The organism is Providencia sp., from assembly GCF_040396775.1.
GTDB lineage: Bacteria > Pseudomonadota > Gammaproteobacteria > Enterobacterales > Enterobacteriaceae > Providencia.
Window position 1 is genome coordinate 287641 of sequence record NZ_JBEBNT010000001.1, and the last position, 13922, is coordinate 301562.

The 13922-nt window shown below is 38.8% G+C and carries 4 protein-coding genes; all 4 read right to left on the reverse strand.

The window, feature by feature from the left end:
* Window positions 1-11: 11 nt before the first annotated feature.
* Window positions 12-4409, reverse strand: a complete 4398-nt coding sequence (locus ABWP91_RS01350) for a SpvB/TcaC N-terminal domain-containing protein (RefSeq protein WP_353241661.1) — start codon at window positions 4407-4409, stop codon at window positions 12-14.
* Between the two features lie 44 nt (window positions 4410-4453).
* Window positions 4454-11533 (reverse strand): Tc toxin subunit A-related protein, encoded by a 7080-nt coding sequence (locus ABWP91_RS01355; protein WP_353241662.1) that lies wholly within the window; start codon window positions 11531-11533, stop codon window positions 4454-4456.
* Between the two features lie 611 nt (window positions 11534-12144).
* Window positions 12145-13026, reverse strand: coding sequence for a hypothetical protein (locus tag ABWP91_RS01360; RefSeq protein WP_353241663.1), 882 nt, complete (start codon window positions 13024-13026; stop codon window positions 12145-12147).
* Window positions 13027-13145: 119 nt separating this feature from the next.
* A complete protein-coding gene (locus tag ABWP91_RS01365; RefSeq protein ID WP_353241664.1) occupies window positions 13146-13919 on the reverse strand; it encodes a prepilin peptidase in 774 nt (257 codons plus the stop codon).
* Window positions 13920-13922 lie beyond the last annotated feature (3 nt).

Below are 13922 nucleotides of genomic sequence, written 5' to 3' on the forward strand. Positions count from 1 at the left end.
CGCTCCCCCGTTTAGCCTTCTAACGTGTCATTTTCATCTTCTTCAACCGTAAACCATGGAAATATTTGAGTACGTCGTAAATAGCTTTTAGCTGTTAGCACTTGGCTGGCTCTTCCCAAAGGGTCGTAATAGACGGTATCGGCATACAGATCACTACGGCTACTCGCATCGCTGACATAACGCCAGTCATTGAGGAAATAAGGTTGATAAGTCCTGACAGCAAGGCCTTTGTTGTTATATTCCGTTTTTCCTGTTACTGCCCAACGAGTTGGCGTAAAACGCTCAATTAATCTCCCCTGAGAATCACAATCTAGACCAGCTAAGTCATTACGCACGTAGGCATTTCCGGCTTCATGGCGTACGGCTGTTTGCAGTTCACGACCAAACCCATCAAAAAAAGCGACTTGTTGGCGCAGCTGCTGTTCAGGGTCATTATCATAACGGTCAGTCGTAATCGTACAAAAATGTGGAGGAATACGAGAGCCTGTCGTCAATGAGTCAAACGCGTTTTGCTTTAAAGCACAATACTTTCGCAACCGACGTAATGCCAAAGAGCCTATTTTTTTTGTGCTTGATACTCTAATCCCATAGGGTAAATCATGCGTTTTATCAACCTGATACATCCAGCTATCATCTCTGTAAACTATTGCCTGAGAAACTGGTGTGCCTTTCGGTAAACTCAACATGCCCTCAACAGTTAATGGTGCCTTAAACGGTTTATCAGAAGGTGGACTGTAGCCACAAGGTAAGCCATTTTCTGTCCCCCAAAAACGTGTAGAAATAACTCGTCCTAAGGCATCTAACGCAACATGACTCTGGTTATTATTGATATCTTGAATCTGAATTGGTGTCATAAACCGATAATCATACTGCGCGTATGTTGTCATACCCGCAGCATCTTCTGTCGCAGTGATAACACAGTAATGTTGGCTCCAACGATAATGTGTCTTGCCTGTCAACAACGTGGTTCGGGTGGCCAATGGCTGCCAAAATTGCTTTGCATCTCCATAATCGGTATATCCTTGACGGGCACACCAAACTAATTCAGTGGAATTACCTAATAGTTGTGGTGTTTGTACATAGCCTCCCTTATGTAAATATTGAATAAGTTCCTCTTTTCCAATATGTCCATCAAATGCTTTTAATGCTTGCTCATCTAATACCGCAGTTTCGGTATAAGCGACAAGAACAGGAAAAACAGGCTCAACAAACTCTTGTTTGCCATCGGTATAAACAATTCGTTGTTGCCCTAAATACGCGGAAGAATGATGTTTCCCAAGTAGAGCACTGTCTGTTATCAACGTTTCGAGCGTAATGCCCTCTTTAGGGACTTCAGTGGCATCAAACTCAAACGCATCGCTACGTTGGCAATCTACAATGCCTAATACATAGGTATCTGAAGAGATTAATTGGTGCCATCGTGATTGCTTTATGACTAAGCGTAAAATAGTTTGTTGCTCATCATAGCTGCTCCCCACCGTTGTTGTGGGGAGTGTCGTCGGATAAGGGTCACTTGTCGGTTTTGGCCTACGAGGATAGGCAATTGTGATATCTTTAAGGGATGCACCAAATAAGTCTTGTTCCACAACAATCGACTGGGCGCATTGAGGGTCAGAGACAATTCGTTCGTAGGTATAGGTTCTTTCCTCTATTTGCGAAATTTGAGTGACATATTGAGCAGATGCGCTAGGCAGTAAGCGAGATTGGCAGCGAAATTCAGCAATATTGTAAGGAGTATCTTGTTTTTCGCTGCCATCTAAACCAAATACTTCGGTACGAAGTGGCATCCCTTTCAAACCTCTGGATAGCCAATATTCACTCCCATCAGGGTAAACATCCAGCAATATATCTTTATCATCAATCCATTGCGTATGGCGAGGATATAAATAGTCAAATGCGTGGGGATCCCCTTTCCAGAAATGTGCGTATTGTTGTTGGTCAACGGCTTGTTTTCCCGTTAGAAACCAATTTTTTGTTAGTATTGGTGCTGTACGCTCAGGCGCATTACCTTGAGCTCGTTCATCAGTATCAAGACTTTCCAAGTAACCAAATCCACGAAACTCACGCTCAATACTGTCCCAAACCCCTTGCTCATAACGAACACTACTGATCAGGCTATTTTGCGTGATTTCATCCACACTTTGCGTCTGCCATAAGAGATGGATAGGAAATGGAAGATGTGATGTTGCAGGTAAGTTCATTTGCCGCAACTTGACTTTTTCATCCAGCCAAAATTGTGCCGAACTTCGATATTTCAGGGTAGTTTCAGCCCCCATATTGTTGTTGATCGTATTTAATAGCCACGCTTTTTCCGAGGCAAAATCCAATTTCCAGTGGTAGGGAGCTTGATGAGGAACGGTTAAGATTAAGCTGACAACTCCCATACCTGTGACATCAGCGGCCTGCAACATGCACGTATTATCAAATTGCACGCCATTTGGCAGAGGAAGCGTATAAGGTTCACTAAAGCGATTACCGCCTTCATTGCAATAAACTAAAAGTTGAGTCGGTTGCACATAAATTAAATCCACATAGCCAGAACCATCAGTATCAACAAGGTAGATAAAATCAGGGTTAAATTCGGCTTTTGGTATATTAAAACCGTCGAGTTTGCATGGAGAGCTAAACGTCCCGTAACCTAAGTTAGCCCAACAAGTCACTCCTTCCGCATTAATGGCTATCAGGTGCTGCTGTCCCGATCCTAAAAGATCGCTAAACCCGACTAATGTTTCTGCATTGGCAATGGGTAAAATAACCCCAGTGGATTGTATTGTTAGTTCACCTGCCGCAAACCCTCCGCGTGTATTGGGATAAATACGCACACTTTTCGGACCAATTAAAACAAGGTCAGTAATGCCATCACCGGTTAAATCAATAAGTTGTGAACTAGCGTAAAAATATTCTGTCGGAAATGCAGATATTGGAATAAATTGAGTCCAATGACCATCCGGTTTTTGGCTGTAATAACCCTCAAGACCAGGTTGAGCAATCACCCAGTCCAGTTGGCCATCCCCCGTAAAATCCATCAAAACTGCATTTTGTTTTAACGACGGTGTTTGCATTAATTCAGTAGGTTCTGCGAAACTGACTGCGCTTCCCCCTGTGATGGCATCCCGTTCAGGTGAACGATACCACCAGGCTTCAAACGTTTGATATAAAATGCCTGAGATCCCCTCACCAAGTAGGTCAACCAATTGATAGGGCTGCTGTGAATTGAAATAACGTAACGCTGTAAACTCTGTCCATTTATCCGCTTTATGGGGCTCTTGATGTTGATAATCAAACTCTAATGGCGCCCTAGTAATAATTGTCCCGTCGATTTCATGTCCAATTTGTTTGACAGCCACCAGCGTAGTTAGTGTCGGTTGTAAATCATACTCAAACAACATTCTAGCAACTAATTCAGGTGGTTGTTCAGAGGCTGTTGCCCCCGATAATAAATCAACCCGATGAAACATAAAAACTTGGTGGCAAAGGCGACGTGTCCGTATTTCAAAGCCATATTCAAACCGTGAAAAGCAATCAGGTCGGCACAACCACAGTGGTTGTTCGTGATAATCAGGCTTATCCGTATCAATGATACTGCGTTCGCCATAATCAAAGATGGCATGAAATAACCAACCATGTTCTTGAATAGGAGTATCTCTTAGAATGAACGGTTTTTTATCGACTTGAATGTTGCCATAAGAAACTTGCCATAAGTAACGTTGTGCACCGATAGTTGCGGGAGCTCGTGCTTGCTCTTGTTCATCACAGTTCGTGAGGTCTTCTGCTTTATATTGATAATAAATATGTTCACCTGTTGGGGTAATCGTCTCCTCAATAAGCCATTGTGCAATATGTCCCGTATTTTCAGAGGAATAAATACGCGCCTGTTTCGTCTTACCTAAAAAGTGAATATTTCCATCGGGGGTATAAATAACCCAGAAAGGTTTTTCGTCGCCTTCACGGCTCGGTTGCCAATATTCTAAGCGGCTATTATCTTCGATGACTCTTGGTTGATACGTGCTCACTAAATGTGTCGATGACAGAGTCACACCTTGTAATTCTGTACGTGGTTGAACATCGGCAGTACCCAACGTGTTGAGCGCTATGACTAATAGTTCGCCTGCTGGAGACAAAAATTGGTCCTTGCCTGCATAACGGGGAACACCATGTTGTGTTCTAAGGCTTATCGCTAACAGTCCGACTTGCCAACCTAAGCCAAAGGCTCCATTTCCTGCGCCGCTGTTGTAGGATAGTGATAGAGATGGTGAATACGTTCTCCCTGAAGATAAAGGAAGTGGAATTGACATTGATGACATACCGCTTGGCCCCGCATTGCCAATGTTTTCCCCCATACCTTGACTACTTCCACCCCCTTTGGGGAGTGATAATGGCGCGATATTAACACCGGATTGTTTTTCCATAGTATTTTCCTGACAGGCAGCTTCCTGCCTGTGCTTCCATGAGATTAATGACGTATGCCGTAGTGAATATGCAAAATAATGTTACTTAAACTCAAAAGTAATAGTTTTTGCTTTCCTACTGCATTTGGAAAACTGAGGGTGAAAATCCCGCTATCATCAATAGGAATGCCTTCAAAAGGCAGGAATTGGGGATCGTCAAAATTAAGTTGGAATTGGCCACTGTCATTCGTGCCATGAGAAAGCGCGATGGTATTGCACCCTCTTGGCACGATAAGGCTACTACTGTAGTTCAAAACAGCTTGAACATCTTGATAAGCACCCATTAACATAGGAAGAGAAACACTAATTTGTTTGATTCGACGAATATTTCCTAGGTTATCCGGGTAGTCATTTTTTATATTAAAATCAGCGAGTTTAAATTTGCTCATTAAAATACCATTACGCTCAAGTGTTAATCCATTTTCTTGAGTTCCCACCCATCCATCCCCCTTCATCAGGAGGTTTTTTACTTCATCGGCTAAGGTAAAACCGTTACCATCGGGTTGTGAAGAATACCATTGAGCCAGTGAAATTGTGCGAGTCACGTCCATCGGGCGGCTTTCTTGTTTGATGTATGCTTCGTCCATTTGGGTCAAATTCAAGGCAAGGTTTTCGCCTGCAAGTAACCCCGCATAATTGCTGTTCCATGCGCCAGGTTTGATAAATGAAGCGTCTCTTTGGTTACTTTCCCAACGAAAAGCCTCTTGAGCCATTAAGCAACGAGACAATGTTAGGTCATAAAATTGGTAATAAATTGAAGATAAACAACCACGTAACCAATTATACATCGCTTTATTGCTAAACTTGCGCTGTATAAATTCAAGTTGAGCTTGTGTATGCCCCCTTTGCATTTCTAAATAATGCTTTTGTAACATTGCCGATTTATGTCGGATCCCTAGCATATCGAGCTGCGCATCTATTTGCCGCAATTCGTTCTCTGCATTATCTTTATGGATCCCCCACTCTTGACGTCGTCGCCGATAAGTTTCATTGTAACTTAGACGTTCCGCTGAAATTCGCATAGCATGTGAGCTCATTTCGGTGCCAATAGCTAGTGCATTGAAAATAGCGCCACTTTCTCCCCCCCCTATTGCTAAACCATAAATATTGGGGATCATATTCATCATCGCCGCCGCCATACGTAATGCTTCGCAACCGACCACTGTGATGGATGATGATAAAAAGAGATCCATCGCCAATTGTTCGCCCTCATTCACATTCTCATCATAAAGCTCGGTATAACTATTGAAACGTTGTTGTGCCCCTTGTCGGTTAGCCTTTAGGACTTTTTCATCGGCTTCAATTTCAGCTATGGTCGATTCTTGTAATGCAATCGATACTTGAGAAAGATCACGTGCTTGTAATTGCAACATCTGAGCGAGCGCTTCACTATCCTGTCGTTCAATGATCCCCTGTAACATGCCGCCAAATTGAATCAATTGGTTAACTAATCCACGAGCGTTATTTAATGTGACTGAAAAACGTTGTAGGGGTAATTGCACTTTCGGCAATGTTCCACCGCCATGTGATGAAGCAATATTTGCACTTTTTAATACGTCAGGGGAAATTGGCGCTGCGTATAGCGGTAGGTACAAAGGCTGCCCGTCAATTGAAAGATTATGTCGCAAGTTATAGAGCCGTAGTTCTAATAGCTTCCAATAACCGTCGAGCTTAGTATTAACCTGTGGATAGAAACATGTTGTCTGCCGACCAACGCTTGCTGGTAACCGATGTGATACGCCATGCTGCTGAATTTGAATAATATCATCATGATAATTTTTAATACGTTGTTGTTCTGCGGCTGCACCTAAATTAATATCCTCCCATTCATCACCTTTATGCGGTACATAAGGCTTGTCCCCAAGTAAACTGAGCGCATTGGTATACCACATTTTGGCTTCATTCAACGTATCTCTTTCCAATTGCCGATAAGCGGTATCCCCACGCGCAATCAACAAATCAAGCATTTTCATAAATGTGGTGATTTTATAATGCATCGGATCATTCTGTGCAATTGCATCAGGGTCAGTGGTATCAACCGTTGATGCACTCCAAGAAATACTTTCCTCAAGTGGTCGGCAATTCCAATGATAAGGCGCTTTGTTCCCTTGCCATGTCTGATACCCCATTGGGCTCCAAATATATTTGAGCCAGACAAGCGATTGGTCAAATTGGTTTTCTTGCAACAATCTTGAACAAACCATGGCGGGCAGATAATAGAACATCTCCCAAAAATACAATGAGTTAGCGCCATCAAAATCCATTGGCTCGATGTAATTTTTTAGCAATTCAACCTGAACCGATTGATTATCATTTGGCGTATAACGGGTAAGGGAAAGCCGGCTATTTGCTACAGTAACAGCGAATATACCAATGGGCGATATGCCGCTTTGGCTTTGGAAATGTAATTGTAGAGTTAAGCCTGGGTTATCAGGGAAATCTATAATATCATTGAATGGTGATGCTTTTTTACTCAGCGGGACAAAAAGGACAATATTCGTATCGATATCGTTCAGTTTCCCCTGCCAAAAAACTGTCATAGAAGAAGAATCTGATCCGATAAGTAATTTAGCGGCTCGCGAATTTCCATGAAGCTCAGCGTCGTATTTAGGTATTGTAACGCGAACATAATCACCATTCCCCATTCGTGGTTCAGGTAAATACTGTGTGTCCATTGTTAAAATCCGATCGATGCCCTTATTCGCTTTTGTAATTAATTGCTGTGCAAATAAAGTATTGATTCGAATTCGGTGCACATCACGCTGTAAATATTGAGAAAAACTTTCTGTTTTACATAAGCTGATAGCATCGAGCTCAATACCTTGTCGCTGAACTTTAAAACTAAAATACTGGCTACCTAATGGACGCCCCTCAATAGATAAGGCACGGCACTCAACGTTAACAGTCAGTGTATTATTAATAAACTCAGACGTTGGGATCTCGATGTTCAAACCACCAAAGTGATATAGCATCTCCTCAAGGCTGAAACTTGGTAAATTATCTATATAATCAATGGCTTTAAATCGTTTTTGGGTTTTACCAGCAGTGATAACGACATAAACATTTTGAGGGTCTATCTGAGTATTAATTTCATAGCACCCTTTTGTTATCGATTTATTATTTGCAGAATCAGAAACATTGAGGGAAGAAATAGTTGTTGCCACATTAAAAGAATAATCGAGTCGGTAGTACTCTTCATAAGGTGGGATTGATAAATTAGCCCCTGTTGTTCCCGTTGAATAATTATAATAGCTAGCGGCACTTGGATTATTAAGTAAAACTTTTTGCGTGAGCCCTGCATTATCTTTTGTAAAATGCACCACATTATAAAGTGGCTTACCCGCTAAGGTATGCTGATAAAAAATAACAAATTCACTTGGGGTGTGATTGTAATATTTTTTCATCATATTACATTGCTCGTGTTGGCGAGACCCAATTCCGCGATAAGTGATACGTAAATTAGCGTCTAAAGTTAGCATAATTGAGCCAATTTCAGCCTCAACAATACTGACATTACTCAGTCCCCCGCCATCCAACGTTGTTAAATCATCGTAGCCATATTTATTATAACTTTGGTTAAGTTCCAATTTGTTATATAGGTAATTGCTTTGTGTGGTTTTTTTTATCAATCGTTGGCTGTTTAAAGTATCGAAGTCATTATAAACTCTGGTGGTTATATTTTTTGAGTCTTGGCTGCTCATCTGCTTAATTGCCATATTTGGATAAATAAACAAACCTGAAGCAGTGGTCAGTATTTCTGCTGTGTAAGATTCTTTTTTTGCATAAAAAAGAACTGTTATCGTGTCCTGTTCCAGCTCTTCAACGGTGTTGCTATACAAAGAGCAATAGAAACCAACTTGGTGTAAATTGTCTTTTGAAAAAGTACTTATTGCGCCATCAATATTAAAAGCGTTAATTCCTCCCCATGTTCCATTATAGTTTAACTTGCTGATTTTTAATACATAACGGTCTATTGGTTGATTATCGCTATCGGTTTGTTTTTCTTTTTCAACCCAAACAATATGAAGCCTAGAATTAAAAATAAGCGGCCTGACCCAGTCTTGAACTACGTTTACCCCTATTTGAATCACTTTCCACTCACTCCAAGCATTCGCTGGGAATTTTCCATCTTCATTAAATTGGCTTTGGTCAACACTGCGCCAATAAAACTCACTAGAATCTGATGAATGGCCAATAAGATAGGTAAGCCCATTATCGAAATTAATATTATCGTGGTAACCACTGACAATATTTAAATTTGCGATTTGTTCAAATTGGCTTAGGTATGAGTTAAAGGCTGTTTCTAACGTATCTGGATTTAAATTGCTCTGACTAATATCTTGTAGCATGCCATCCATCATCTGCGTTTGCCCAACTCGCATTGTTGGATCCAGGTAGTTTTCTGGGTAATACAGTAATTGAGAGCTCCCTGCCCAAGTGCTGTATCTAGCATTATATTTATCCCAATTGATAAAAAATGGGCGGCCGATTACACCGCTTTCCGTTTTCTCCTCAAGGTCATTGAGTGCCCGATAGATATACAGTTGTAGTGATGCAATCGTTTCTGCGATCCTCGATGTTGTTACTGTCGCTGAAACTTGGTTATCAATTAATAAGTAATAATAAACATCATCACGACTAAGCAATGAAACTGGGGCTGCTTTTAAACGATAATATGTACTTAATGCATTTCCCAATTGCTCATCTAATTGATGATAAACAATTTCATTATCAGGTTGTTTCAAAGCTCCTTGAATAAGATGGCTTTGTATAGACCAAGTAGAATAATTTTTATTGGGATCGTAGGATAATTCGAGAAGCTGAACTATACCGTCAGGTGTGATATTGAGCTGTTTTGATACAATGAGTAACTGTATTGCTATAGAAACTTGGCCCCAGTGCCCTAAATAGGTTCGTTCTTGCAATCGCAAAGAGGTATCCTTACTGTGCCGAAGCCCAATCTGTCTAGCGAGCATGAGTGCTTGGCCAACTCTTGCCACATCATCTTGCAAACTATTCGCTAAAATTTCAGCAGATAATTGTTGATGATTCAGTGCAGTAAGTACATCATTTGAAAATTCACCTGAACCGTTAACCCATTGATGAAACTGTGTTAATTGCATTAATATTTCAGTCGTTAACCCGAGTTCTGACAATCCAGCTATCAACAGTGATGGCTTTTTAATGATCAGATCTAATTCTTCTTCGCTTATGTGAATTTGATTAATAATAATGGCTAATTGAGCCAATGCTTGTGTAAATGCAATAACATCAATGCGTTCAGCATCCGTAAGAGATTGTTTTTGGATTAATTGCCAGAATTTATCCGTTGTTTGCCCGTTGGGCTTTATCTGATTAACCCAATGTAAGCATAATTCTGAAATATAATTAGAATTTAAAGACAATGTTGAGACAAAAAATGGTGCCATCCATATGATAAGCTCCTCACCTTGTAAATTAGGCACAGCACCAATGCCATTTAATAACGTTTTCTGCAAATCATCGAGGGCTGGAGTCCACACAGTAGTCATGGTATCGCCGACCATAATAAACAACTGATAAACGCTCCAATTTTGTTCTGCTAGCCATAACGTGATCTTCGATACATATTGTATAATTTCATGTAATTGATTATTATCGAGATTATAGAGTGGCACTTCACGGTAAACAGATAGCTGCAATATAATTTCGAGTTCATCAATGGTTAATGAATGAACTCGTGCAAGCAATACTATTCGGTATAAGTCTGATAGCTTTTCCCTTGTATTATTAAACGCATCAGAGCCATCTCTACTCCCCATTCGATGAAGTAACCATAAACCTGCATCATCAACTTTAAAACTGCGCTTCAATACTGACCGATGAAAGGTTTCGCCTTGAAATAGCTTATCTGGATGAACTGTAATTAATTGTTCATCAAATTCATATCTTTTCCCATCGAGTAATGGTGTGTTAAATAAAAGATCAAACTGACTAACTTGTAATGGTGTTGAACTGACACCAATCATCCCATGAGTTAAAATTAAGGCTTCTGGCAGTGTTAAAAGACCTTGTTGTACAAATATTTTAGCATCCGCAATTTGATAAACAATATCGGGAGTTAATTTATCAATGGGTAAATCTGTATTAAGAACCAAGATAGCCATGTCTTGCAAAGTGAATTCTGTCGCCCTGAACAGCCTGACCATTTTATTTAAATAAAGAAGAAACAATGCGGTATAGTTACCATCATCCCCCGTTTCTGATAACCCGCATCTCTGACTAGTCATTTCTATTAAGGCAGCAATCTCATCTGTAGAAACTTGATAATAGTGAGATAATTGATTTATAGACGACAAATCGGACTCACTGATGCCTTCAAAATTATTATCATAAAGTTCACTAATTTCTTTTTCGACCTCGGTGACTTCTTCAGTCAAAATAGCAAAGCCTTCTGGTGGAAGATTTAAACTAAGGGCAGTTAATTTTTGCGCTGTTAATAGCAGATTGAAAAATGGGAAACTTTTTATTATTTTTAAATGAGGGTCTTGCTGAAGTATTCCTAAGCGGACAGTATTGTAAGCATGATGATAAGGTAGATACCCGCCTTGTCGACAGAATGACAATTTTTCTTCGATTTTATCTGGTGGTTCAACCATAATACTTGAAATTGCATTTACAAGTATTTCATTTGCATACGTGAGTGTGGAAATTTTAATGTCCATGTTATCTTGGGATAACAATATATTGCTTATATCAGGACGCCTATTAGCTAGACTATATATTGACTGTTTATCATGAATGGGCAGAGCTTCCCGATAAAGCTCCGTTAAATAAGCGGCAGGTGAAAATATAGAAGAAACAGAGCCCTCAGCAACAAAATTACTAGACCGCTCAGGGAATGTATCAATATAACTGTATTTTTCAATGATGGAGTTTGCATTCAATGATAACAAATCGGATGTTTGAGGATTAATACGAGATAATAATTGGGACTCAAATAGTCTGTTTTCTTTATCTTTTTTCTGTGCTATCGCATATAACTTTACGATTTCATCCCTATTTAATATATGGCTAAATTGCTCATGTAATTGTTCTTGGGACATTAGCATTATCTCTGCTAATGATAAGGGCTCTGGACATATTTTATTAACTTTATTTGATATCATCTCAAATGATGGCATTAAGCGCTCCTTACTCATAACGGTTTCATAGTCTCAATAATCAATAAGACACTACTTTAATAACCACTAAGTAGGTAACACTCTTATGATCTATTAAGTTACTTCTAATTTAGTTTTAAAAGAAAAATAATAAATCACTTTTTTTAATGGCCATACATACTAAATATAATAGCAATGCATATTATTTTAATATAAAAACCCCAAAAAAATAGGGGGTGACCAGCACCCCCTTAAATAACGAATCATGAAAATGAAAGTAAATGTTACTTACCTTATTTAATATAAACAGAATAAAACAAAAAGCAATCATTAAAAACAAAAATAATTTTTAATAGCAATTTGAAATTCAGTGGAAATTTAAATTAAAATATTATAATGGATATTAAATTCATATTTAATTAATATAAAATAAATTTTATATTAATACTCCAGTAAAAACTAAAATAGCTTATAATTAAAAAATAGAATTGATATCTCGTGACAACTGTGAAAATTTCAAATATTCTAACTAATGCCTGCTGGTACTGTAATTTTTATTCTATGATACACTCGGAACCAGATACTTTTGTAAAACCTGAAATAACTGCGCTACCACAGACTTGTGCATTATCTTCTACCATTGCGTGGCCTGAAATAACAGCCTGCCCATAGATTTTTGCATTATCTTTAATTATTATATTTTCAATTAAAGATGCCTTTTCATAAATTTGAGCATTTCCCCTTACAATCGCTTTGCCACTCACAGTTGCATTATCAAAAATAACCGATTGTCCTAAAATAATCGCTTCTTGCTGGAGCATCGCATCCCCAGAAATCTTTACTTCTCCATTTAACCGAACATGACCAGAAATGATTACATTATCGGTGACAAATGCTCCTCCATCAATTTTAGCATTTTCTAAAATAATCGCATTGCCCTCAATAGTTGAAATATTCACCACTGCATCATTTACCACTTTGGCACAGTCTTTAATAGTACTATCAATAATCTGTGACTGATTTGAAACAAAAGCACTCCCCGATATTTTTGAATAACCAGTGACACGAGCAAAACCACTGATAATTGCCAGATCAGATATCTGTGTGTTTCCACTGATACTAACTTGCTCATCTAAATACGTAGAACCAGAAATCTTAGCTTGGCCAAACACACGGGCATTGCCCGACACAATCGCATTATCAAATATGTGACATTGACCAGAGACTATTGCATTTTCTTTTATTTTTGCATTTCCACTGACTACCGCATCCTGAAAGACTTTAGCATCATTGTAAATCCATGCAGAACCTTTCTGACTTAAGTTATTTTCGTTTTCGATCCAGCCTCCTAGCTCACCCGTTAATACATTTTTAATTCTAAATAACTTAATACCATTGAATTCCATTGATATATCAGAAATTATATACTTTTCCATTTCACGTCCTATTTACTGAAAAAATAACAGTAACGGAAAACGCCTGCAATGAATAGAGTACAATAAATAACAATCACATTAAATTATATTTGGATAATTAATATAATATTATGCGATCACTAACACATTAAATTATAGTAAAATAAAAAAATTATTGCTAAACAAATTGCTGGGCCAAATGGTACATGATATTTTTCATCAATATCGTAATAATTTTTATATTCACCTCGTTCAGGGGCATATTTATATGCCTTAAATATGAGATAACAGCCTACTCCAAATATGGATGAGAGTAAGAGTAGCCAATGCACTTGTGAAATACCCATAAAAGAGGCTCCTGCTGCAAATAGCTTGGCATCACCATCCCCCATTCCGTCCTTTCCTGTTAGTCTTTTAAACACAATAATCATTGTTTTGATAATTAGCCATGTCACAACACAACCCAACACAGCTTGAATAGGCGTTATCGGTGCCCATTTCATAACTGCGCTGATCAAACCTAGCCATATCAACAAAAAGTTGAGTTCATCAGGGATGATATACCACTTGAGATCAATAAAAAAAATAGCGTAACACGTGCTAAAAACAGTCAGGGAAATAATGATAAATATGAGATCTTTTTCTTGATAAAAAAAATAAAAAATTGCCGCAAAAATAACACCAAAAACTATTTCTGATAATGGATAAATCTTAGGAATTACTGCCTGACAGTGTCTGCATTTTCCATTTAAAATAAACCAGCTAATAATAGGTATATTATCACGTTTATAAACCTTAGTTTTGCAATGAGGGCAATGTGACGAGGGAAAACTCAGTGTCATGGTTTCACCCTCACCACAATTAAAAACCATGACAGGTAAACGATAAATGACGACATTAATAAAGCTGCCCACACA

What these genes read in the sequence shown, in the direction of transcription:
- ABWP91_RS01360 (WP_353241663.1), bottom strand. Translation starts at nt 13,026, where the DNA reads ATGGAAAAGTATATAATTTCTGATATATCAATGGAATTCAATGGTATT.
- ABWP91_RS01355 (WP_353241662.1), bottom strand. Translation starts at nt 11,533, where the DNA reads ATGTCCCAAGAACAATTACATGAGCAATTTAGCCATATATTAAATAGG.
- ABWP91_RS01350 (WP_353241661.1), bottom strand. Translation starts at nt 4,409, where the DNA reads ATGGAAAAACAATCCGGTGTTAATATCGCGCCATTATCACTCCCCAAA.